A 21,948-nucleotide genomic window follows, 5' to 3' on the forward strand; every position below is an offset into this window, starting at 1 on the left:
ACGACGTGTCCGAGACGTCGCCGTTCCCCGATTCCGAGGCGTCCCCCGAGGTGCCCCCCGAACCCGCGGGCCCGAAGCCCTGCGTGACGAGATCGTCAGGGACGTCCTCGTCAGCCGGCTGGGCCAAAGGGTTGTCTTCCGTCGGCTGTAGGTCCTCGGGAAGCTGCTCGTCCGGGATGCTGACGACGTCACCCTCCGCGGATGACGACGTCGGCTGGTCGGACGAACCTTGGCTCACCCGATCGTTTCTAACGGGCAGTGAGGGGGCTGTCACCACCCCCATGGGTGTGATGGCGGGTCAGGCCAGGGGCAGGGAGCGGCCGCTGGGCGGCAGCTCCGCGTAGCCACGGGTCACCGCGTTGGCGATCCGCTCGTCGCGCTCCCAGGGCCACTCGCCCTCCGCCACCGCCCGGTCCGCGGGGACGCCGCTGCCGGCCAGCATCCGCACCGTCTCGGCGATGGCGACGAGCTCGTCGCGCTGGGTGTCGACGAACTCGCGGTCGACGGGTACGCCGTGCCCGGGCACGACCACGGTGGTCGCCGTGGTCATCGCCACCACCAGGTCGAGCGAGCCGGGCCAGTCGAAGACGTAGGAGTCCAGGCCGATCCAGGGTTTGGCCGACTCCTCGACCAGGTCGCCGGCCAGCATCACGTCGACGTCGGGGACCCGGACCACGAGGTCGCCCGAGGTGTGGCCTCGTCCGGGGAACACCAGCTCGACGCTCCGGTCGCCCAGGTCGAGCACCCGGGTCGAGGAGAACGTGTGGTCGGGGATCACCAGCTCGGTGGCGACCACGTCGTCGCGATGCGGGTCGTCGGACTCGGCGAAGCGCGACTGCATGGAGGCGCCCTTGTCGGCGAGCAACGCGGCGGCGTCCTCGTGGGCGTGGATCGGCACGTCGGGCGTCTCCTCGCGGAAGGCCGCGTTCCCGAAGCTGTGGTCCCAGTGCCAGTGGGTGTTCACGACGGCCGTCACGGGTCCGGCCCCCAGCCTGCGTAGGTCGTGGAGCACGGCCCGACCCGCTGCGGTCGACCCGTGGGTGTCGACGACGACGAGGCCGCGGTCGCTGCCGATCGCGGTGACGTTGGCGTCCGCCCACTCGTAGCGCGCCACCCAGACCCGATGGGCGACCTCCTGGAAGTCCGGCACGACCGCGATCCTAGTAGTCTTGGCACTCCCGGGTGGTGAGTGCCAGCCCGGGTCTGATGGCCGCGGAGGTGACGATGCAGGACGAACGACGGCTGGCGGTGCTCCGCGCGATCGTCGAGGACTACGTCGCCACCCAGGAGCCCGTCGGCTCCAAGGCACTCGTGGAGCGGCACGGGCTCGGCGTCTCCCCGGCGACGGTCCGCAACGACATGGCCGCGCTCGAGGAGGAGGGGCTGATCACCCAGCCCCACACGAGCGCCGGCCGGGTGCCCACCGACAAGGGGTACCGCCTCTTCGTCGACCGCCTGACCACGATCAAGCCGATGAGTGCGGCCGAGAAGCGTGCGATCGCCACGATCCTGGACGGTGCGGTCGACGTGGACGACGTCGTACGCCGTTCGGTGCGGCTCCTCGCCCAGCTCACCCATCAGGTCGCGCTCGTGCAGTACCCCACGCTCTCCCGCTCGACGGTGCGCCACATCGACCTGGTCTCGCTGAGCCAGACCCGGGTGCTGGTGGTGGCGATCCTGAGCAGCGGGCGCGTGGAGCAGCGCCTCGTGGAGCTCGACCGGCCGCTGGACGACGACACGGTCGCCGACATCCGCGGCCGGGTCGCCGCCGTGGTCACCGGCCGGATCATCGCCGACGCCACCACGGCTCTGGGGGACCTGGTCCCCCCGCCCGGTGACGAAGCGGTGGCGCAGGGCCTGGTCGTCGACGCGCTGCTCGACGCCATGTCGGACCACCGCTCCTCGGAACGGGTCGCCGTCGGTGGCACCGCCAACCTGGCCCGCTTCGGCGACAGCTTCGAGGTCTCCGTCCGCCCGCTCCTCGAGGCCCTCGAGGAGCACGTCGTCCTGCTCAAGCTCCTGGGCGAGGCCCGGACCGGTGGCGCGGTGACCGTGCGGATCGGCCACGAGGGTCCTTACCAGGAGTTCGCGACCACGAGCGTCGTCGCCACCGGCTACGGGCCGGGCGAGGAGGCCGTGGGCAACCTCGGCGTGGTCGGCCCCACCCGCATGGACTACCCCGGAACGATGGCGTCGGTCCGGGCGGTCGCCCGTTACGTCTCCCGCATCCTCGACGAAGCCTGAGAACATGACTCCCGATCCAGACCTGTACGCCCTGCTCGACGTCGCCCGCGACGCCGACCCGGACACCATCAAGAAGGCCTACCGCCGGCTGGCCCGGCAGCTGCATCCCGACGTCAACCCCGACCCGGCGACGCAGGAGAAGTTCAAGGAGATCTCGCGCGCCTACGAGATCCTCAGCGACCCGCAGAAGCGGGCCGTCTACGACCGGGGCGGCGACGCCTTCGCCGGGGCCGGCGGCTTCGGCGCAGGCTTCTCCTTCACCGACATCATGGACGCCTTCTTCGGCGGCCAGGGCGGGGTCGGCGGTCAGGGCCGCGGCCCGCGCCCGCGGGTCCACCGCGGCCAGGACGCGCTGATCCGGATGGAGGTCACGCTGGCCGAGGCCGCGTTCGGGGTGTCGCGTGAGCTCAAGGTGGACACCGCGGTGGTCTGTACGACGTGCCAGGGCGAGGGCACGGCGCCGGGCACCCACCCGATCCCCTGCGAGACCTGCCGTGGCTCCGGCGAGGTGGCCCACGTCCAGCGGTCGTTCCTGGGCGAGATCCGCACGTTACGACCGTGCTCGGCCTGCCGCGGCTTCGGCACGCTGATCCCCGACCCCTGCCGGGAGTGCTCCGGCGAGGGCCGGGTCCGGGCCCGCCGTTCGCTGACCGTGAAGATCCCGGCGGGTGTCGACAACGGCACCCGCGTGCAGCTCGCCGGGCAGGGCGAGGTCGGTGCCGGCGGTGGCCCTCCCGGCGACCTCTACGTCGAGGTGGTCGTCGCGCAGCACCCGGTGTTCACCCGCGAGGGCACCACCCTGCGCTGCGAGGTGAGCGTCCCGATGACCGCCGCGGCGCTCGGCACCACGCTGACCCTGCCGACGCTCGAGGCCGACACCGAGTCCGGCGCCGGCTCGGGCGTCGAGACCACCTTTCCGCTGGAGATCCGGGCCGGCACCCAGTCCGGCAGCGAGCACACGCTGCGCGGCCGCGGGGTCCCGGGCCTGCGCGGCGGCCGGGGCGATCTCGTGGTCACGGTGGTCGTGGACACGCCGACCCGGCTGGACGGCCGTCAGGAGGAGCTGCTCCGCGAGCTGGCCGCGATCCGCGGCGAGGAGAAGCCCGACGGCAACCTCTCGCCCGGCGGTCGGCCTTCGGTCTTCGGCCGGATCCGCGACGCCTTCAAGGAACACTGACCGCGATGTCCTTACCGGTGCACTGGGTCGCGTCGCTGGACGGCGTCCGGCCCGGTGGCACGGTCCGGGTCGAGGGCGACGAGGCACATCACGCGGTGGCCGTACGCCGGCTCCGGGCAGGTGAGGGCGTCCTCCTGACCGACGGTGCGGGCCACCTGGTCAGCGGCACCGTGGTCGCGACCGGCAAGCGCGAGCTCATCGTCGAGGTGACGGACGTGACGGCCGTCCGGGCACCCGAGCCATCGCTGACGGTGGTCCAGGGCTTGCCCAAGGGCGACCGCGGCGAGCTCGCGGTCGAGGTGCTGACCGAGGTCGGGGTCTCGACGATCGTGCCGTGGGCGGCGAGCCGCTCCGTGGCGGTCTGGAAGGGGGAGCGGGCGGAGAAGTCGCTGGCGCGCTGGCGGAGCACCGCGCGCGAGGCCGCCAAGCAGTCCCGGCGGGCGTGGTTCCCCGAGGTGCGCTCCCTCGCCGGCACCGCCGAGGTGCTGGACGTCCTCGCGGCGGCCGACCTGGCCGTCGTACTCCACGAGCAGGCGACCGGTTCGCTCCCCGCGCTCGACCTGCCGACGACCGGCTCCCTCGTCGTGGTGGTCGGCCCCGAAGGTGGGCTCACCGACGAGGAGGTGGCGGCGTTCAGCGCCGCCGGCGCGCTCTCGGTGCGGCTCGGTGCCGAGGTGCTGCGCACCTCCACCGCCGGCGTGGCAGCCTGCGCCGCGCTGCTCTCGCGGACCGACCGCTGGGCCTGACCCGCGCCCGGCGGTGGGTGAGGACTGGTTCGGTGGTCCGAAACCGGTCCTGGCTCACCGCCCCTGGCTGACCCACGCCCGGCGGTGGGTGAGGACTGGTTCGGTGGCCCGAAACCGGTCCTGGGTCACCGCTCGGGCTACTTGACCTCGAGCGTGCGGGTGTCCTGGGCGGGGTTCCCCTGTCCGGACGGGTCGTCGTTCTGGGCGACGAGGGTGTACTCGCCGGGTGTGACCTTGGTCAGGTCGAGCGTGGTCTTCCAGGGGTAGAGCTGGTCCGGGCCGAAGCCGCCGATCACCGGGGTGGTGAGGTACTTCTTTCCGTTGCGCTCCAGGTAGATGACCGACGTGCCCTCGAAGGCGTTGTTCACGCCGGTCACGGTCAGCTGCCCCGACACCTGGAGGCCGTCGTTGGGGGAGGAGATGTTGACCAGCGAGCACACCTTCACGGGGTTGCCCTGGCTGAGCGGCTCGGCGGTCGGCACGCCCAGGACCTGGTCGATCGGGTTGCCGTCGAGGGTGAACTGCACGGGAAGACGCTTCTGGAAGGCCGCCTGCACGGTGTAGATCACCTGCTGGATCGCGGCCCTCGCGTCGGCGGCGGTCATCCCCGCCGGCCGGTCGTGGACGGCGGCGCTGCCCAGGGCCACGTCGATCACCCCGGAGCCCACCGTGGCGCTGCTGAGGTCACCGGCGTGCCAGGGGGTGCGGTAGTCGGGGTCGAGCGGCAGCGCGGAGAGGTCGGCGACGGCGAGGTCGGCATCACTCGAGGCGATGGCCCCGCTGTGGAACTCGCGGAACAGCACCGGCTTGCCGGTCGGGTCGTCCCCGAGGTAGTAGACGGCGTACGCCTTGGTCCCGGCCGGTGTGGAGCCCGAGGTGGTCGGCGTGGACGGCGTCGACGAGGTCGGGGGAGTCACCGACGTACTGGAGTGGTGGTTCGGACCGGGGCCGCCCAGCCCGGGGTCGTCGGCGTTGTTGCCCGAGAGGGCACCGGCAGCGAAGGCGACGCCGCCGATCACGGCCACCGCGGCGGCCACTCCGGCAACGGCGATCCAGGAGCGGGGACGAGACATGGGGACCACCTTCGGGTCGGAGCGGACGGAGTCCCGGATCTGGGCGATCCGGTCCTGGGGCTCGATGTCGGACACGGCGTCGGAGAGGAGATGCCGCAGCTGGTCGTCGTCGGTCATCGGTTCTCCTCGAGTGTGGTGCCGAGATCGGTCCGGAGCGCGGCGGCGCCCCGGGAGGCGTGGCTCTTGACCGCGCCGCGGCTGATGCCGAGGGCCTCGGCGATCTCGGTCTCGGACAGGTCCAGGTAGTAGCGCAGGGCCAGCACCTCGCGCTGCCGTGTGGGCAGCCGGCGCAGCGCGTCGAGGACGCTCGCGCGCCGGGCCGCGTCGTACGCCGGCTCGTCGGCACCGGAGGCGGCCGGCAGGGCGCCCTCGCGCTCCACGTGCCGGCGTACGACGGACAGATGCCGCAGGTGCGAGCGCGAGCGGTTGACCACGCTCTGCCGCAGGTAGGCCAGCGCCTTGTCGGGGTCGCGCAGGCGACCCCAGCGGTCGTGCACGGCCACGAAGGAGTCCTGCACGATCTCCTCGGCGGCTCCCTGGTCGCGCAGCAGCAGGACGGCGAGACGCACCAGCTGACGCCAGTGCGCGGCGTACAGCTGCTCCAGCGCCTCGTCGGCGCTCCAACCCACCCGGGCCGGGGGCATCAGCCGGGCCTCCGCATGTGCCATCACGCTAGTAGCACGCGGTGCCCACCCCCGGGGTTTACCCGCGTGGGTCCCGACTTTTCGTGACAGCATGGCCGGTATGGCCGACGACTGCGTGTTCTGCGAGATCGTCGCCGGCCGGATCCCCGCCGACGTGGTGCACGAGACCGCCACGGTCGTGGCGTTCCGCGACCTGTCGCCGCAGGCGCCGTTGCACGTGCTCGTCGTGCCCCGTGAGCACGCCGTCGACGCCGCCGAGCTGGCCGACCACCATCCCGACCGGCTGGCCGAGCTGGTCAAGGTGGCGCGGGACGTGGCCGCCGAGTCGGGGCACGAGAGCTACCGCCTCGTCTTCAACACCGGCGCGGAGGCGGGGCAGAGCGTGTTCCACACCCACCTGCACGTGCTCGCCGGACGGGTCCTGACGTGGCCACCAGGCTGAGCCTGCGCGCCGCGCTCGGCGCCACCTGTCTGCTCCTGGTGACCTCCTGCGGCAGCACGGCGCCGACGGCGGCTCCCGCGCCGTCCCCGAGCCCTCCGGCGTCGTCCGCCCCGAGCCAGCCGGTCCTGGCCGACCCGGTGGCGGCGGTCAAGCCGAAGCCCCTGCGCCCGGGGGAGACCCGGCTGGCGCTGCACATCCCGAAGGCGTTCACGCCGCACGCACCCCCCGGTGGCGGCACCGACGAGTACCGCTGCTTCCTGCTCGACCCGCACCTGACCCGCGACACCTACCTGACCGGCACCTTCGTGCGCCCCGACAACCGCAGCGTCGTGCACCACGTGATCCTCTACCGCGCCGACCCGGCCCAGGTGCCGGCCGCCCACCGGCTCGACGCCGCCGACCCCGGCGAGGGCTGGACCTGCTTCGGCGACAGCGGTCTGCCCGGGGGGTCGATCCTCGACAACGCGCCGTGGCTGGGTGCCTGGGCTCCCGGCGCCAAGGAGTCGGTCGACGCGCCGGGGTACGGCGTACCCCTCGCCAAGGGCACCCAGATCGTGATGCAGGTCCACTACAACCTGCTCGGCGGCCCCGGCCCCGACCGGTCCGCGACCCTTCTGCGGCTGGCACCTGCCGGCGCCCATCTGACCCCCCTCGAGACGATGCTGCTGCCGGCGCCGGTCGAGCTCCCCTGTCGGCCCGCCCACTCCGACAGCCCGTTGTGCAACCGCGATCTGGCGATCGCCGACGTGACCCACCGCTTCGGGCCGGTCGGCAACACCAACAACCTGCTCTACCTGGTCTGCGGTGGCACCCCGAAGCCCGCGCAGGTCACCTCCTGCACCCGCACGATCACCCAGCCGACGACGATCCGTGCCGTGGCCGGGCACATGCACCTGCTCGGCCGCTCGATCAAGGTGACCGTCAACCCGGGCACGCCGCGCGCCGAGGACGTGCTCGACATCCCGGTCTGGAACTTCGACAACCAGGGCTCCAAGCCGATCAAGCCGGTGCCCCTCGCCGTCGGCGACACCGTCAAGGTCACCTGCAGGCACGTCCAGTGGCTGCGCGACCAGCTGCCGGCCTTTGCCGGCCAGCCCGACCGCTACGTGGTCTGGGGTGAGGGCACCATGGACGAGATGTGCCTCGGGATCCTGATCGTCACGCACCCCTGAGGGTGGGCCGCTGGTCAATCGGTTGGTACGTCGTACCCGCCCGCCCGTAGCATGGTCGTCTGATGACAGAGACTCAACCCGCACAGGGCACACGGCACACCGTCGTCGTGCCCGGCAGCATCGACATGGTCAGCCTCCTCGGGCCCGGCGACGACCACCTCTCGCTGATCGAGCGCTCCTTCGACCTGACCGTCCACGTGCGCGGCAACCGGGTCACCCTCACCGGCGACCACGGCGAGGTCGCGCTGGCCGAGCGGCTGCTGGACGAGCTGGTGACCCTGATCCGCACCGGACAGGGGATCAGCACCGAGACCGTCGAACGCGTGCTCGCGATGCTCCGGACCGAGACCAGCGAGCGGCCTGCCGAGGTCCTGTCGCTGAACATCCTGTCCAACCGCGGGCGGTCGATCCGGCCCAAGACGCTGAACCAGAAGCGCTACGTCGACTCCATCGACAAGCACACGATCACCTTCGGGATCGGCCCGGCCGGCACCGGCAAGACCTACCTGGCCATGGCCAAGGCGGTGCAGGCGCTCCAGGCCAAGCAGGTCAACCGGATCATCCTGACCCGTCCGGCCGTCGAGGCCGGCGAGCGGCTCGGCTTCCTGCCGGGCACCCTCAGCGAGAAGATCGACCCCTACCTGCGGCCGCTGTACGACGCGCTGCACGACATGGTGGACCCCGACTCGATCCCCAAGCTGCTCGCGGCCGGGACCATCGAGGTGGCGCCGTTGGCGTTCATGCGCGGCCGGTCGCTCAACGACTCGTTCATCATCCTCGACGAGGCGCAGAACACCTCGCCGGAGCAGATGAAGATGTTCCTGACCCGGCTCGGCTTCGGCTCCAAGATCGTGGTCACCGGCGATGTCACCCAGGTCGACCTACCCGGCGGCACGAAGTCCGGTCTGCGGGTGGTCGAGGGGATCCTCGGCGAGATCGACGACGTGTCGTTCCAGCGCCTGACCGCCCACGACGTGGTCCGCCACAAGCTGGTCGGCCAGATCGTGGCGGCCTACGAGGAGTTCGACGCCAACGGGCCGCTCCCGGGACGGTCCACCGGCGACGACGCCCGGTGACGGACCCGAACCCGATGAGCATCGAGGTCCTCGACGAGTCCGGTTACGACCTGGACGTCAACCGGCTGGCCGCACTGAGCCGCTTCGTGATGGACCGGATGCGGGTGCACCCGCTGGCCGAGCTGTGCATCAAGGCCGTCGACGAGCAGACCATCGCCTCGCTCAACGAGCAGTGGATGGAGAAGGAGGGCCCCACCGACGTGCTCGCCTTCCCGATGGACGAGCTGCGGCCGGGGCTGGTCAACGACGAGCCCGAGGAGGGCGTGCTGGGCGACCTCGTGCTCTGCCCGTCGGTCGCCGAGCGGCAGGGTGAGGCGGCCGGGCACGGCACCGAGGCCGAGATCGAGCTGCTGACCGTGCACGGCATCCTGCACCTGCTCGGCTACGACCACGCCGAGCCCGAGGAGCACGCCGAGATGTTCGGCCTGCAGGACGAGCTGCTCGCCGCCTGGCGAGCCGATCGGTGAGCGGCCCGATCGCGGGCCCAGCGGGGCTGCTGACCGCAGCCGCCCTGATCGTCGCCGCCGGGGTCTTCTCGGCCGCCGACGCCGCTCTGGCGTCGTACTCCCGCGCTCGTGCCGAGGAGCTGGTCGGTGAGGGCGTGGCCGGCGCGCGCCGGCTGACCCACCTGCTCGACGACCGGGCGCGCTACCTCAACACCGCGCTGCTGCTGCGCCTGCTCTGCGAGACCAGCGCGGTCGTGATCGTGACCCTCGAGATCCGGCAGTGGTACGGCGGCGCCCGCTGGCCGACGATCCTGACCGCCGTCGGCGCGATGCTGGTGGTCTCGTTCGTGGTGATCGGTGTCGCGCCCCGCACGGTGGGCCGTCAGCACGCCGACCGGATCGCGCCGTACGCCGCCGGGCTGCTGACCGCCGCCAACTCCGTGCTCGGACCGATCCCGCAGCTGCTGATCCTGGTCGGCAACGCGATCACCCCGGGGCGCGGCTTCCGCAGCGGCCCGTTCTCCACCGAGACCGAGCTCCGCGAGCTGGTCGACCTGGCAGAGGCGTCGGCGGTGATCGAGTCGGGCGAGCGGGCGATGATCCACTCGGTCTTCGAGTTCGGCGACACGATCGCCCGCGAGGTGATGGTGCCGCGTGGCGACGTGGTCTACATCGAGCGCTACAAGAACCTCCGCCAGACCCTGTCCCTCTTCCTGCGCAGCGGCTTCTCGCGGGTGCCGGTGATCGACGAGAACCTCGACGACATCGTCGGATTCGCCTACCTCAAGGACGTCGTACGCCGTGACTTCGAGGCGCCCGACGTGGAGTTCACCCAGCGCGTCGACGAGGTGATGAGACCGGCGCTCTACGTGCCCGAGTCCAAGCAGGTCGACGCCCTCCTCTCCGAGATGCAGGCGACCCGGCAGCACATCGCGGTCGTCGTCGACGAGTACGGCGGCACCGCCGGCCTGGTCACCATCGAGGACCTCCTGGAGGAGATCGTCGGGGAGATCACCGACGAGTACGACGCCGAGCAGGCCGACGCGACCACGCTCGACGACGGCTCGATCCGGGTCGCCTCCCGGTACCCGATCGACGACCTCGACGAGCTGGTCGGCTTCGACGTCGAGGAGGAGGACGTCGACAGCGTCGGCGGGCTGATGGCCAAGCACCTCGGCCGGGTCCCGATCCCCGGCTCGCACGTCGAGGCGCACGGCCTCCGCTTCGTCGCCGAGGCCGCGGCCGGCCGACGCAACAAGATCGAGAGCGTGCTGATCACCCGGCTCTCCGGCGCCGAGATCGACCCCGACACGGGCTGACCGCCGCGGTCGGCGCTGCTCGCCACGCCGACGATGCTCAGGGCTGCGGCAGCACGTCGCGCCAGGAGTGCTCGGGCGCGAAGCCGAGGAGCTCACGGGCCTTGTCGATGGCGTAGAACGTCTCGTCGCGGCCCAGCTCACGGCGTACCTCCACGCCCTCGTAGAAGCGCTCGCGGAGCTCGGTCGTCGTCGCGGCGACGGACAGGTCGGCGTTCGCGACGTTGAAGACCTGGTAGCCCAGCCCGTCGGTCTCCAGGCAGCGCTGCACCATCTGACCGAGGTCCCGGGCGTCGATGTAGGCGAAGATGTTGCGCCGCCGCAGCGCGGGGTCGGCCAGGAAGGCGGGGAACAGCTCGGCGTACTCGTGCGGCTCGATCACGTTGTTGATCCGCAGCCCGTAGACGTCCGTCCCGGTGCGGGCCTGGAACGAACGCGCCGTCGCCTCGCCGGCGACCTTCGACATCGCGTAGGCGTCCTCCGGGACCGTCGGGTGGTCCTCGTCGACCGGCAGGTAGAGCGGGCGACGCTCGCCTTGCGCGAAGCAGATGCCGTAGGTCGTCTCGGAAGAGGCGAACACGATCTTGGGCACTCCCAGCCGGGTCGCGGCCTCGAGCACGTGGTAGGTGCTCAGGACGTTGGTCGCGTACGTCGCCGAGTCGGACCTGAGCAGGATCCGCGGCACCGCCGCGAAGTGCACGACGGCGTCGTACGACGGCTGCCCGGGCAGGTCCAGCTCGTCGAACGTCGCGAGCCCGGCCAGGGCCGACCAGGTCTCGCCCGCGTCGGTCAGGTCGACCCGCAGGTCGGCCACCGCGGGATGGTCCAGCGCGACCAGGTCGGCGTTGGTGACCTGGTGCCCCTGCGCGGCGAGGTACGGCGCGACGTGGCGGCCGGCCTTGCCGCTACCGCCGGTGAAGAAGATGCGCATGCCCCTCCGTACCCCCGCAGCTCAGCGGGAGTCCGGGCCGCGCCGGGCGAGCTGCCAGACCCCCGGGGTGGACCTGGTCATCAGGCCCTCGTCGATCAGGGCCACCCGCGCGCGCCGTGCGGCGTACCGCCAGCGCAGCTCGCCCTCGGGCGTCGTCTCGGTGTCGGCCGGCAGCAGCCGGTCCTCGGCCAGGATCTCCAGCTCCAGGAAGAGCTCGTCGTTCTCCAGCTCGCCCCCGGCCCGCTCGAGCACCGTGAGGATGAGCGGCTTCAGCGCCTCGGGGGGCGTCCATCGCCGCGTCACCCGGCGCTCCGGCGTCGCCGGCCGGGCGCGCGGCTTGGGCGGTGCCTTGACGACCGGCTTCGGGGGCGGCGGCGGTGGCTGACCGTGCGGACACTGGGACCTCGGCAGGTCGCACAGCTCGCAGTAGTCGTCCGATGAGTTCATCGACCCCAACCTAACCGGCCGGGGTCGGCGGGTTGCTAGGGGCGGGGGCCCAGCTCGTCCAGGTAGTGGCCCAGCCGCTCCGCCGACCACTGCTCCTCGAGCTCGGCGACCACCCGGTCACACACCTCGGCAGGGCTGCCCGGGGCAGGGGCCCAGTCGCCCCGAGTCCACCCCGCCAGGTAGTCGTCGCCGCTGGTCTCGCCGAGCCGCATCGCTGCCTCGTCGATCGCCTCCTGGAACCGCGCTGCCAGCTGGCTCTTGGTCACGTCGTCGCCGTCGCGGGCCACCACGAGGGATGGCAGCTCACGCCAGTAGGTCACCTGATACTCCGTCACCCAGCGGAGGCTAGTCGGTCGGGACGTCCAGGGGGATCCAGAGGCCGCCCCGGCAGTAGAGTGAGTCGGCTCGGACGGCCCGGTCGTCCGGGCGACAGTCGCCTCGGGGCAGGGCGGGAGTGGGGACTCCATGGCTGAGAGCATCGTGCGTTTCGAGTCGCAGGTCGTGATCCGGCGGTCGGTCGCCGACACCTTCGAACGGCTGGCCGACCTGTCGGCGTACCGCGGCTGGATGCATCGCAACGGGCTCTTCCGGCGGTGCCGGCTGACCTCCGACGGCCCGGTCCGAGCCGGCACGACGTACGTCGACGCCACCTGGATGGGCACGTTCGAGGGCGAGGTGACCGAGTTCGAGCCGTCGGAGCGGCTGGCGTTCCGGGAGACCCTGCGCCTGTTCGGCCGGCCGCTGATGCAGGCCCGACCCGCATACTCGTTCGAGGGCGACGAGACCTCCACGACCGTGCACCACGTCGCGGCCGGAAGCCTGTACGGCGCGATGCGGCTGATGAAGCCGGTCGCGGCCTGGATGGCGAAGGGGGAACGGACCCGGACCTTGAGGTCGTTGCAGCGCTCGCTCGAGTCCGGGTAGCGAGGACCGGTCGCTCAGCGCGTCGCGGCCGAGACCGCCTCGCGGAGCACCGCTGCCGCCACGACGACGTCCTCGGGCGTCGTCTGCCAGCTGGTGACCAGACGGACACTGGTCGGGCTCATCCGGTAGCAGAGCAGCCCGGCCTCGAGCGCGGCTTCGATCGCCCGCTCCGGAAGCTCGACGAAGGCCAGGTTGACGTCGACCCGCTCCTGCAGCCGCACGCCGTACGACGCCAGTGGCTGGAGCCCGGCGACCAGCTCGGCCATCCGCATGTTGGCGTGGGCGGCCAGGCGGAGCCACAGCCCGTCGGTGAGGTAGGCCGCGACCTGGGCCGACTGGAAGCGCATCTTGCTGGTGACGTGACCGGCGCGCTTGGTGCGGTAGACCAGCTCGTCGGCGATCCGGTCGTCGAACGCGACGATCGCCTCGGCGCTGAGGGCGCCGTTCTTGGTCGCGCCCAGGGAGAGCACGTCGACGCCGGCCCGCCAGGTCAGGTCCGCGGGCGAGCATCCGAGAGCGGCGACGGCGTTGGCGACCCGGGCGCCGTCGACGTGCGTGCGCAGACCGAACTCCCGGGCGGTCGCGGAAAGCTCGGCGACCTGGTCCGGCCGGTACGCCGTGCCGAGGTCGCTGGGCAGGGTCAGCGACAGCACGCTCGGCTGGCTCTCGTGGGGGTCGCCCCACCGGACCGACTCGAGCGCGGCGCGCAGGAGCTCTGGCTCGATCAGTGCGTGGGCACCGTCGACGCCCTGCATCACCGCACCGCCGCCGAACAGCGACGTCGCCCCTCCCTCGGCGGTGATGATGTGCGCCGAGCGGTGGCACAGCACCGCGCCCCACGGGGGCGTGGCGGCCGACAGGGCGAGCGCGTTCGCCGCCGTCCCGCTGGTGACCGGGAAGACCCGCGCGGTCGGGTGCTCGAAGACGGTCCGGACGACCTCCTGGAGACGAGCGGTGAGGTCGTCACCGCCGTAGGCAAGCGCCGAGCCGGCGTTGGCCGCCTGCACGGCCGCCAGGATCTCCGGGGCGACGCCGGCGGTGTTGTCGCTGCGTAGCTCGATCATGCCCCCACTGTGCCGGTCCGTGACCGCCCGCGTGGCACCGCCCACGCTTGTCGACCGGTGACCAGCCCAAGGAGCCGGCCACCTCGTGGGTACGGTCGAGCGGTGACCTCATCCTCGACGATCGACCCTGTCTTGGCTCGCCCGGGCCGCGCTTCCCGTTGGTTCCGGTCGTCCGACGGGCGGCTGACGCTGTGGCAGCTGCCCAACCCGGCCCTCTGGGTCTGGCTGGCCGCGCTGGTGCTGGGTCGGCTCGACCTGTCCGCCGCCCACGCGACGGCCGTCGACGGCGTACGCCACGGGGCCCTGATCGTGTGGGCGCTGGACGAGGTCGTGCGGGGCTCCAGCCCGTTCCGGCGGGTGCTCGGCGCGGTGGTCCTCGTCGCCCAGGTCGCCTCGCTCGTCACCGCCTGACCCGGCGCCGACCCCCGGGTCGGTCGGCAATCGGGTGGCCGGATCGGGCGATCCGGGCGAGCATGGGCCGATGGGATCGAGCCGCAGGTGAGTCTGCCGTTGCAGGGCGGCCTGGCCCCGGCAGAGGGGCTGGTCGGCGACCTCGTGGAGATCGCCTGCGACGAGTCGGGCTTCTCCGGCACCAACCTGCTGGACGCCGCGAGCCCGATGATCACGCACGCGAGCGTCGACCTGTGCGCCGAGGAGGCGGCCGAGATCATCGCCTCGCTGAGGTCCGGCTCGCGGTACTCCCTGCACGAGTTCAAGGCGGGCCAGCTCCTCCGCGACCACGACGCGGAAGGTGCCCGGGCCCGGTTCCTGACGGCGCTGGACGGCCGCGCGCACGTGCACCTGGTGGACAAGGAGTACTTCCTGGTCACCCGGATCGTCGACCTGTTCCTGGCCGAGCCGTCCTATGCGGCCGGCACCCGTCTGACCCAGGAGCAGCGAGCGGCCGCGCTCGTGCTCCACCGGGCCGGACGCCTGGCCGGTCCGGACTGGCGGGCGTTCCTCACGGCGTTCGTCGACCTGGTCCGGACCAACCGGCGCCGCGATCCGGGCCGAGGCTCGGTGGACGGGTTCTTCCACGCCCGCGACGCGTTGGCGGCACACGGGCTCGGCACGGCGGCCGAGGGAGTGCTCGATGCGCTCGACCGCGAGCAGGTGCGGGGCGTCCTCGGCAGGCTCTCCGTGGACGACCGCACCATCCCGCCGCCCCTGGAGCCGATGCTGCCGGCCCTGGCCGAGACGGTGCTGTTCTGGAGTCGTGGCCGACGGCAGGTGCTGGTGATCCACGACGAGCAGAGCGCCCTCACGGCCGACCGGCTGCGGCGCCTCCAGGGCGTGCTGCGCGACGACGCCGAGTCGTCGCCGGCCGGTGTGTCCCCGCTGGCGGGGCTGGTCGCGGTCGACTCCCGTGACGACCCGCGGGTCCAGGTCGCCGATCTGTTGGCGGGCCTGGCCCGGCGGTCCGCGGAGAGCGGGTACGACGGGCCGTTCCAGCCGTTCCTGTCCCCGACGTCGCTGCGCGACCCCGAGCAGCCTCTCGAGTTCCGGACGCACATCGTCCGGAACCCGATCTAACGTGTCCGTATGGATGCCACGACCACGACCGACTCCCTCACTATCCGGCCCCTGTCCACCGAGACCTGGCCCGCGTTCGCCGAGCTGGTCGCGCGGCACAACGGCGTGTTCGGCGGCTGCTGGTGCACGTGGTTCCACACCGAGGAGAAGGACAAGGAGCGCACCTACGAGAGCAACCGCGATCTCAAGTGCGGGCTGGTCGAGTCGGGGCGGGCCCATGCCGCCCTGGTCTTCGACGGTGACGAGGCCGTGGGTTGGGCGGAGTACGGCCCGCCCGAGGAGCTCCCGAACCTCCACCACCGCAAGGAGTACGACGCGACGCAGGTGTCACCTCCGGACTTCCGGATCACCTGCATCTTCGTGGACCGTCGCTACCGGCGGCGGGGGGTCGCGGCCCTCGCGCTGGACGGTGCCCTGGACCTGATCGCCCGAGCCGGCGGGGGAGTCGTCGAGGGTTACCCGCACGACATGTCCAAGCAGCCGGAGGGCAAGAAGATGTCGGCATCCTTCCTCTACAACGGCACCCGTCGGATGTACGAGGAGGCGGGTTTCACCTTCGACCGGCCCAAGGGACTGAAGAACTGCGTGATGACCCGCACCGTCAGCCCCGCCTGACGCCTACGATCGGCCGGTGACGGCTCCGGTTCCCAGCCCGACGTACGTGTACGTCGCCGAGGCTGACCTGGCGGACCGGCTCCGCCGCGAGGCTTCGGCGCGTCTGCGGCGGCCGCTTCCGGTGGGCATCCTGCTGGTGTTCGGCCTGGTCCTGGGGATCGTCTCCTCGCTGATCACCAACGCGGCGTCCCTTCCGACCTACCGCGGCCGGGTGCTGCTGATCGGCGTGGTCTGGGGGCTGGTGTGGGCGGCGGCTGTCGTCGTGCTCACCGCCGTTCTCGTGGTGCCGGTCTCCCGGTGGCTGATCGGGCGTCGGGTCGCCCGCGACTATCCCGAGGGCTCGGTGACCGAGGTCGAGCTGGGTGCCGAGGCCCTGGTCGTGACCCGGCCCACGGGGACCCGGACCTTCCCCTACCGCGAGATCACGCGAGTCCGGCCGATCGGGTCCTGGCTGGCGATCGTGCGCCGCGGGCGGCTCGTCGCGGACCTCCTGCCTCAGGGGGTACTACCGGAGCCCGCGGTCGATCTGATCCGTGCGCGAGCCCGTGGCGTGGCACCGACAGCGGTCGACCGGTGGGACGGCGAGCCGACCCGTCAGATGGTCGTGCCGCCCGGCTGGGCGGCCCATCTCGCGGCGGTCCACACCCGTACCTCGCTGACCAGCCGGCGGTTCCTGGTCCGGACCGCGATCGCGTCGCTGGTCTCCCTGCTCCCCGCGCTGGTGCTGGCTCCGGCATGGCTCGTCGCCGGTCCCGTGCTCGCCCTGCTCAACGCGGGCGTCACCTACGTGCAGACCCGGAGCTCCCTGTCGACGGCCCTGCCGAGCGGCTCCGTCGCTTCCACCGAGGTCCTGGCGGATCGACTCGTCTCGCGCAACGCCGGTGGGACCCGCGAGATCCCCTTCGACCAGGTGCGGTCGGCCGAGGTGCACGGCGACGTGGTGTTCCTGATGCTGGAGGGGGTCCGGGGCAGGCTGCTGATCGCCCGCGACCTGCTCCCCGATGACCTGCTGGATCGGCTGCCTCGCTAGGCCGGCATCCCTCGCCCGTCGCGCTCGACCTCGGGCCACGGCGTACTCCGCGCCCAGGCCAGCCCGGCCTCGACGGCGGCCCCGATCTCGGAAGCGGCCGCCTCGATCTCACGGTCGCCGAGGCCGTGGAGGTACGCCGTGAGCCAGCCCACCGGGTCGGCCGGCAGGTCGGCATCGAAGGTGCGGTCGCCAGGCTCGCCGTCGTGCATGTCGGGGTGCCAGTGCATCCGGTCAGCGGCGCCGGGCGCGGACTCCAGGAGGTCGATGCGGCAGATCGCGGGGTGCAGGTCGACGGCCGGCGAGACGTAGATGCTGCCATCGGCGCGCGAGGTCGCACGGCGTACCTCGATCCTCACGCCTCGCTCACGCGCGTCCGGCTGGTCGGCGACCGCCGGGTCGAGGAAGTCGATCCGGGCCACCGAGACGGCCAGCTGGTCGCTCACCCACACGGATTCCATGCCGAGACCCTGTCACGCCGGCCTCAGGGGCTCAACGGTCGGGACGTCGGCCCTGGTCTGAGCCGTCGTTGGGCCCTGGGCCGCCGCCTCGACCTGCGATGTGCTGGTGACGGACCCCAGGAGGCTGCCGACCATGCTCGCCACCCCGCGCATCACCCGGGCCTCGGACGGGCGAGCCGCGGCGCCGCGCTGGTGGACCTGGCTCGCGGCGGTCGAGGTGGCCCTCGCCGTGGCCGCCGTGGTGCTGGACGTCCTGATCCCGTCCCTCGTGCTCGTGCTGCTGGCTGTGGTCTCGCTCGGGGTCCGCCACCAGGGGCCCGGCACCCTGGGCCTGCGCAGGTCCCGCTCACCGGGCCTGGTCCCCAAGATGTTCGGGATCGCCGCCGGCTGGTCACTCGTCCAGCTCGGGCTGACCATGCCTGTGGCCAACCACCTCTCCGGGCACCGGCAGGATCTCAGCCAGTTCGCAGACGTGCACGGCGACCTCGTGCTGCTCTCGGTCTACCTGCTGCTGAGCTGGACCCTGGCCGCCTTCGTCGAGGAGCTTGCGTTCCGTGGCTTCCTCCTGAGCCGGATCCGCGAGGTCCTCGGCTCCTCCAGGGCTTCGCTGGTCACCGCCGTCCTGCTCACGTCGGTCCTGTTCGGAGTGCTGCACAGCGAGCAGGGCGTGATCGGCGTCGTCCTGGTCAGCCTGGACGCGATCGTGCTCGCCGTGGTCCGGATCCACTTCGACACCCTGTGGGCGGCGGTGCTCGTCCACGGCTTCGACAACACGCTGGGCTTCGTGACCTTCTTCCTCGTCGGGCCGGTCTACGGCTTGTGGTGAGCGGCCGTCTCGTCGTCTCGGAGGGTCCCGGCCGTGTGCCGGAGCAGCGCCGGGACGACGAGGTCCCACGTCGACGGCGGCGGCACCTCGTGGCCGACGCCGTCGAGCACGAGCAGGGTGGCAGCCGGGATGGCCGCGGCGAGGGCGCGTCCGTGGGGGAGCGGGAACAGCGGGTCCTCTGACCCGTGGAGCACCAGGGTCGGGGTGGTGATCCGGCGGACGTCGAGGGGCTCGTCCGCGTCGTCCGCATCGTCGTCTGCGCCGACGACGAGCCAGTGGTTGCCGGCGGCGGCCGGGTCGGAGCTGCGCGCGTGCACGGTCGTGGCCACAGCCCGGACGCGCGGCTCGTCGAAGGGAAGGGTGCCGGTGAAGGCCCGGCTGCCGGCCACCACCCAGTCGGCGTAGGACTCGGGGTCGGACCAGTCGGGCTCGGGGGGCGGAGTCTCGAAGGAGGCGCTCGCCCGGGCGGTCGGGCCGGGAAGCGACCGCGAGTCGACGCCGGCCGTGGCACTGGTGGAGACCAGGGTCAAGCTGGCCAGGAGCTCCGGGTGCCGTAGCGCGATCAGCTGGCCGATGCCGCCGCCCAGGGAGATCCCGACGAGGTGCACCGGGCCCCTTCCGAGTGCCTCGATCAGCGCTGCGCAGTCGCGGCCCAGCTGCCAGCCGTCGTACGACGGGTGGCCGGGCGTCCCGGTCGTCGACCTCCCCGTGTCGCGGTGGTCGTAGCGGACGACGTACCGCCCACCGCCGGCCAGCCGCTCGCAGAGCTCGGTGTCCCACCAGTCCATCGACGCCGCGGCACCCGAGACCAGGAGGAGCGTGGGTCGGTCGGGGTCTCCGAAGGTCTCGACGCAGAGCTCCACGTCGCCGACCTCCACGAGCTGCTGTGCGTTCATGGCGGCACCGTGCCAGGGGTCACCGACACTCGCCCTACTCGTCGCCCCCGAGTGGCTCGAGCTCCTCGAACAACGTCAGCTGGAGGCCGGCAGGACCGTCGAGTCGGGCGTTGAGGGATCGCCACGGCGTCTCGGTGGGCGGGGCGATCACGGTCGCCCCGGTGTCGGCGAGGACGGTGGTCTCGCGGACGACGTCGTCCACCTCGAACGCGATCCGGATGTGCGGGCTGACGTCGCGACCCACCTCGACGTCGTCGATCATCCGCACCTGCTCGGCGTTCGCGATCTCGAGGGTGGCCCGGCCGGCATCGAGGATGGTCACCTCGGCACCGCCGGCCCCGGTGAAGGCGGCTTGCTCGGGCAGACCGAGGGCGTCGCGGTAGAACGCGACGGCCTGCTCGTAGTCCTCGGCTCGTACGACGACCCGCAGCTGTCGAACGGTCATGGTGGTGCTCCTCGTGACGTGTTCTCTCCGGTTTCCAGCGTCGCGCTCGTGCGGCCTGTGGACAGGTCGCTGATCGGCGGCCGGACTGTCGGTGGTCGTGTCTAGCGTGCAGGACATGAGGAAGGACTCGGGGGTCCCAGCGGCCGGAGGGCGCGCCGCCGGCCGCGCGTCGTCCGGGTCCGGGGTCGGCTCGTGGGTCGACGTCCTGTCCGAGCTGGAGGCCGGGGCGCTGGACGAGCCGTCCGCGCTCGACCTGATCACGACGCTGGAGCGGCTGAAGCGCGCCGCCTCGGCCGCGCAGGCGAGGCTGGGTGTCCGGGTCGAGCAGCTGGCGAGGCGGCGGCAGCGTGCGGAGGGTCTCCCGGCAGATCGACTGGGCGCGGGCGTCGCGACGCAGGTCGCGCTCGCGCGTCGGGAGAGCCCGCACCGCGGCAGCCGTCACCTCGGCCTGGGCAGGGCACTGGTGTTCGAGCTGCCGCGGACGCTCGAGGCGATGTGTCGTGGCGACGTGAGCGAGTGGCAGGCGACACTGGTGGCCCGCGAGACCGCTGGCCTCGATCCGGACACACGCCGGGCTGTCGACGAACGCATCGCCGATCGGCTCCCGGGCTGGGGAGACGCCCAGACCGCCCGCGAGGTCCGCCGACTGTCCTACGCCGCCGACCCCGGGGCTGCGGCCGCCGGCCGGGCGAAGGCGGCCTCCGAGCGCCGGGTCACGTTGCGGCCCGCTCCCGACAGCATGTGCCTCCTGACCGCCCTGATCCCGGCGGTGCAGGGAGTCGCGACCTATGCCGCCCTGGTCCGCGAGTCCGACCGGGCCCGGGCAGGCGGGGACGACCGCGGCAAGGGCCAGGTGATGGCCGACACCCTCGTCACCCGGGTCACCGGCCAGTCCGCCGCGCCCGACGTCCCGGTCGAGGTCGAGCTGGTGATGCCGGCCGACACCCTGCTCGGCGACGGACACACACCCGCCCATCTCGTGGGCTACGGACCGCTGCCCGCCGCCCACGCCAGGGGACTGCTCCGCGACTCCCGGGCGGAGGCGTGGGTGCGGCGGCTGTTCGTGCGGCCGGAAGGCGGCCAGCTCGTGGCGATGGACAGCCGCCGTCGCCGCTTCTCCGGTCAGCTACGGCATCTCGTCGTCCTGCGTGACCAGTTCTGCCGGATGCCGTGGTGCGACGCGCCGATCCGGCACGCTGACCATCCCGTGCCGCGTCGGTCGCACGGGCCGACCCGGAGCGACAACGCGCAGGGCCTGTGCGAGGCGTGCAACTACACCAAGGAGGCGCCGGGTTGGCGCTCCGAGGTGGCCGCGACCGAGCCCCGGCACCTCGTAGCGGTCACGACCCCGACCGGCCACCGCTACACGAGCGCGGCGCCCGATCCGCCGGGCCAGGGGCCGGTGGTTCCACCGCCGGTGTGGCGGCTCGAGCAGCCCGGCGTCTGGTCGATTCTCGCCCGGGCGGGTTGATGGCCGCCGGCACTCACCTAGGCTCGGTCGACATGAGCTCCCTGTCCGCCGAGGACCAGAAGCTGGTGACCCTGGCCCGGGCCACCATGGCCCGCACCCGGGCCGCCGAGGGCGCGGCGGTGCGCGACCTCGACGGGCGTACCTACGCCGGCGCGTCGGTCGACCTGCCGTCGCTGACCCTCACGGCCCTCGAGGTCTGCGTCGCCATGGCCGTGTCGTCGGGGGCCCAGGGGCTGGAGGCGGCGGTCCGGCTGGGCGACGACACCGAGCCGGACCTGCGAGCGGTCCGCGAGCTCGGCGGAGACGGCGTCGTCGTCCACCTCGGTGATGCTCGCGGCCAGGTCACGGGCACCGCGTGACGACGTACCTCCTCGGCGACAGCCACCTCGCCCACCTCGGTCCGACCGCACCGGCTCTGGGAGCCGGCGTCGTCAACCTCGCCGTTGGCGGTGCTGTCGCCCAGGACCTCGGCTGCCAGGTCCACGCCGTCTCGCTGCCCGACGACGCGACCGTCGTCGTCTCCGTCGGCACCAACGACGCCGATCCGGCGCGCGGGCTGCCCCTGGACGCCTTCGGTGCGGTGGTCGACGCGTTCCTCGCGGCCCGGCCCGGGCGCCGCTGGGTGTACGTCGCCTCACCGGGCTGCGCGGGCGACATCGACGAGTCGTGGACAGCGACGGGGATGGCGCGCTACTCCGCCCGCGCGGCCGCTGCCTTCGACGCGGCCGGGGGAGTCGTGATCGACACCCCGACCCTCCTGAGCCCTCTGGGCCGGCACGCGTTCGACGAGGACCGGCTGCACCTCTCGCCGCAGGGTTACGACGCCCTGCTCGCGGCCCTGGCGTCCAGCCTGGGCACGACTCGCCCCTGACCCGGCTGGGTCATTGCGCAGCTCTCGGGATCTCCGATACGCATGATGCGGGGATCTAACCGGACCCCGGCTCCGTTCCCGCGCGAAGCAGAGTAAGTTGG

General features: G+C 72.4%; 27 protein-coding genes. 17 read left to right on the plus strand and 10 right to left on the minus strand.

Features of this window, described 5'->3' with window-relative positions; all coding sequences use genetic code 11:
• Positions 1-298: 298 nt before the first annotated feature.
• Positions 299-1,150: an MBL fold metallo-hydrolase gene (locus tag E3N83_RS02385; RefSeq protein ID WP_191907913.1), complete on the minus strand. Its 852-nt coding sequence runs from the start codon at positions 1,148-1,150 to the stop codon at positions 299-301.
• 74 nt (positions 1,151-1,224) lie between these two features.
• Between E3N83_RS02385 and hrcA the strand changes: the two genes are divergently transcribed.
• From hrcA to E3N83_RS02400, 3 genes are read left to right on the plus strand one after another with little or no spacing between them, the layout of a single operon-like run.
• Positions 1,225-2,244, plus strand: coding sequence for a heat-inducible transcriptional repressor HrcA (gene hrcA / locus E3N83_RS02390; RefSeq protein WP_151081806.1), 1,020 nt, complete (start codon positions 1,225-1,227; stop codon positions 2,242-2,244).
• Between the two features lie 4 nt (positions 2,245-2,248).
• Complete coding sequence (gene dnaJ / locus E3N83_RS02395) at positions 2,249-3,421, plus strand: molecular chaperone DnaJ (protein WP_151081807.1); 1,173 nt, start codon at positions 2,249-2,251, stop codon at positions 3,419-3,421.
• Between the two features lie 5 nt (positions 3,422-3,426).
• A complete protein-coding gene (locus E3N83_RS02400) occupies positions 3,427-4,167 on the plus strand; it encodes a 16S rRNA (uracil(1498)-N(3))-methyltransferase (protein ID WP_151081808.1) in 741 nt (246 codons plus the stop codon).
• A 137-nt stretch (positions 4,168-4,304) separates the two neighbouring features.
• On the opposite strand, the gene E3N83_RS02405 is transcribed toward E3N83_RS02400, so the two are convergent.
• Positions 4,305-5,357: a Gmad2 immunoglobulin-like domain-containing protein gene (locus E3N83_RS02405; RefSeq protein ID WP_151081809.1), complete on the minus strand. Its 1,053-nt coding sequence runs from the start codon at positions 5,355-5,357 to the stop codon at positions 4,305-4,307.
• A complete protein-coding gene (locus E3N83_RS02410; RefSeq protein ID WP_238343032.1) occupies positions 5,354-5,908 on the minus strand; it encodes a SigE family RNA polymerase sigma factor in 555 nt (184 codons plus the stop codon). The genes E3N83_RS02405 and E3N83_RS02410 overlap by 4 nt, the downstream gene beginning before the upstream one ends.
• Before the next feature lie 76 nt (positions 5,909-5,984).
• Here E3N83_RS02410 and E3N83_RS02415 point away from each other — a divergent pair, with 76 nt between their 5' ends.
• From E3N83_RS02415 to E3N83_RS02435, 5 genes are all read left to right on the plus strand, one after another.
• Positions 5,985-6,326, plus strand: a complete 342-nt coding sequence (locus tag E3N83_RS02415) for a histidine triad nucleotide-binding protein (RefSeq protein ID WP_238343033.1) — start codon at positions 5,985-5,987, stop codon at positions 6,324-6,326.
• A complete protein-coding gene (locus E3N83_RS02420) occupies positions 6,311-7,498 on the plus strand; it encodes a hypothetical protein (RefSeq protein ID WP_202879303.1) in 1,188 nt (395 codons plus the stop codon). The genes E3N83_RS02415 and E3N83_RS02420 overlap by 16 nt, the downstream gene beginning before the upstream one ends.
• A gap of 62 nt (positions 7,499-7,560) precedes the next feature.
• Positions 7,561-8,574, plus strand: a complete 1,014-nt coding sequence (locus tag E3N83_RS02425) for a PhoH family protein (protein ID WP_151081811.1) — start codon at positions 7,561-7,563, stop codon at positions 8,572-8,574.
• A gap of 14 nt (positions 8,575-8,588) precedes the next feature.
• Positions 8,589-9,041, plus strand: coding sequence for an rRNA maturation RNase YbeY (gene ybeY, locus E3N83_RS02430; protein ID WP_151081812.1), 453 nt, complete (start codon positions 8,589-8,591; stop codon positions 9,039-9,041).
• On the plus strand, positions 9,038-10,339 hold the full coding sequence (locus E3N83_RS02435; RefSeq protein WP_238343034.1) for a hemolysin family protein: 1,302 nt from the start codon (positions 9,038-9,040) through the stop codon (positions 10,337-10,339). Before ybeY ends, E3N83_RS02435 begins: the two co-directional genes overlap by 4 nt.
• A 37-nt stretch (positions 10,340-10,376) precedes the next feature.
• Here the strand turns inward: E3N83_RS02435 and E3N83_RS02440 are convergent, their stop codons facing one another.
• From E3N83_RS02440 to E3N83_RS02450, 3 genes are read right to left on the minus strand one after another with little or no spacing between them, the layout of a single operon-like run.
• Positions 10,377-11,267: an NAD-dependent epimerase/dehydratase family protein gene (locus E3N83_RS02440; RefSeq protein WP_151081813.1), complete on the minus strand. Its 891-nt coding sequence runs from the start codon at positions 11,265-11,267 to the stop codon at positions 10,377-10,379.
• 21 nt (positions 11,268-11,288) lie between these two features.
• A complete protein-coding gene (locus E3N83_RS02445) occupies positions 11,289-11,714 on the minus strand; it encodes a hypothetical protein (protein ID WP_151081814.1) in 426 nt (141 codons plus the stop codon).
• 35 nt (positions 11,715-11,749) lie between these two features.
• Positions 11,750-12,049, minus strand: coding sequence for a virulence factor (locus E3N83_RS02450; RefSeq protein WP_151081815.1), 300 nt, complete (start codon positions 12,047-12,049; stop codon positions 11,750-11,752).
• A 130-nt stretch (positions 12,050-12,179) separates the two neighbouring features.
• Here E3N83_RS02450 and E3N83_RS02455 point away from each other — a divergent pair, with 130 nt between their 5' ends.
• Positions 12,180-12,638, plus strand: a complete 459-nt coding sequence (locus E3N83_RS02455; RefSeq protein ID WP_151081816.1) for an SRPBCC family protein — start codon at positions 12,180-12,182, stop codon at positions 12,636-12,638.
• A 14-nt stretch (positions 12,639-12,652) separates the two neighbouring features.
• Here E3N83_RS02455 and E3N83_RS02460 read toward each other — a convergent pair whose 3' ends face one another.
• Entirely contained in the window at positions 12,653-13,702 is a 1,050-nt protein-coding gene (locus E3N83_RS02460; protein WP_151081817.1) for a threonine aldolase family protein, read from the minus strand.
• Positions 13,703-13,804: 102 nt separating this feature from the next.
• Here E3N83_RS02460 and E3N83_RS02465 point away from each other — a divergent pair, with 102 nt between their 5' ends.
• The 4 genes from E3N83_RS02465 (at position 13,805) to E3N83_RS02480 (ending at position 16,880) form a co-directional block, all read left to right on the plus strand.
• On the plus strand, positions 13,805-14,113 hold the full coding sequence (locus E3N83_RS02465) for a hypothetical protein (RefSeq protein WP_151081818.1): 309 nt from the start codon (positions 13,805-13,807) through the stop codon (positions 14,111-14,113).
• Positions 14,114-14,200: 87 nt separating this feature from the next.
• Positions 14,201-15,235 carry a hypothetical protein gene (locus tag E3N83_RS02470; protein ID WP_202879304.1) on the plus strand — a complete coding sequence of 345 codons (1,035 nt, stop codon included), beginning with the start codon at positions 14,201-14,203 and terminating at the stop codon, positions 15,233-15,235.
• A gap of 9 nt (positions 15,236-15,244) precedes the next feature.
• Positions 15,245-15,850 (plus strand): GNAT family N-acetyltransferase, encoded by a 606-nt coding sequence (locus tag E3N83_RS02475; protein WP_151081820.1) that lies wholly within the window; start codon positions 15,245-15,247, stop codon positions 15,848-15,850.
• A 16-nt stretch (positions 15,851-15,866) separates the two neighbouring features.
• Positions 15,867-16,880 (plus strand): hypothetical protein, encoded by a 1,014-nt coding sequence (locus E3N83_RS02480; RefSeq protein WP_151081821.1) that lies wholly within the window; start codon positions 15,867-15,869, stop codon positions 16,878-16,880.
• Here the strand turns inward: E3N83_RS02480 and E3N83_RS02485 are convergent.
• The gene (locus E3N83_RS02485) at positions 16,877-17,338 is read right to left on the minus strand and encodes a hypothetical protein (RefSeq protein ID WP_151081822.1); all 462 of its coding nucleotides are present in this window, start codon (positions 17,336-17,338) and stop codon (positions 16,877-16,879) included. The two genes, E3N83_RS02480 and E3N83_RS02485, sit on opposite strands and share 4 nt — an antisense overlap.
• Positions 17,339-17,471: 133 nt before the next feature.
• Between E3N83_RS02485 and E3N83_RS02490 the strand changes: the two genes are divergently transcribed.
• Complete coding sequence (locus tag E3N83_RS02490; RefSeq protein ID WP_151081823.1) at positions 17,472-18,164, plus strand: CPBP family intramembrane glutamic endopeptidase; 693 nt, start codon at positions 17,472-17,474, stop codon at positions 18,162-18,164.
• Here the strand turns inward: E3N83_RS02490 and E3N83_RS02495 are convergent.
• Positions 18,149-19,060, minus strand: a complete 912-nt coding sequence (locus E3N83_RS02495; RefSeq protein ID WP_151081824.1) for an alpha/beta fold hydrolase — start codon at positions 19,058-19,060, stop codon at positions 18,149-18,151. The genes E3N83_RS02490 and E3N83_RS02495 overlap by 16 nt on opposite strands.
• 34 nt (positions 19,061-19,094) lie before the next feature.
• The gene (locus tag E3N83_RS02500) at positions 19,095-19,505 is read right to left on the minus strand and encodes a VOC family protein (RefSeq protein WP_151081825.1); all 411 of its coding nucleotides are present in this window, start codon (positions 19,503-19,505) and stop codon (positions 19,095-19,097) included.
• Positions 19,506-19,620: 115 nt separating this feature from the next.
• Here E3N83_RS02500 and E3N83_RS02505 point away from each other — a divergent pair, with 115 nt between their 5' ends.
• From E3N83_RS02505 to E3N83_RS02515, 3 genes are read left to right on the plus strand one after another with little or no spacing between them, the layout of a single operon-like run.
• A complete protein-coding gene (locus tag E3N83_RS02505) occupies positions 19,621-20,976 on the plus strand; it encodes an HNH endonuclease (protein ID WP_151081826.1) in 1,356 nt (451 codons plus the stop codon).
• Between the two features lie 32 nt (positions 20,977-21,008).
• Complete coding sequence (locus E3N83_RS02510) at positions 21,009-21,335, plus strand: cytidine/deoxycytidylate deaminase family protein (protein WP_151081827.1); 327 nt, start codon at positions 21,009-21,011, stop codon at positions 21,333-21,335.
• A complete protein-coding gene (locus E3N83_RS02515; RefSeq protein ID WP_151081828.1) occupies positions 21,332-21,847 on the plus strand; it encodes an SGNH/GDSL hydrolase family protein in 516 nt (171 codons plus the stop codon). The genes E3N83_RS02510 and E3N83_RS02515 overlap by 4 nt, the downstream gene beginning before the upstream one ends.
• Positions 21,848-21,948: the final 101 nt, after the last annotated feature.

This window comes from Nocardioides cynanchi (assembly GCF_008761635.1).
Classification (GTDB): domain Bacteria; phylum Actinomycetota; class Actinomycetes; order Propionibacteriales; family Nocardioidaceae; genus Nocardioides; species Nocardioides cynanchi.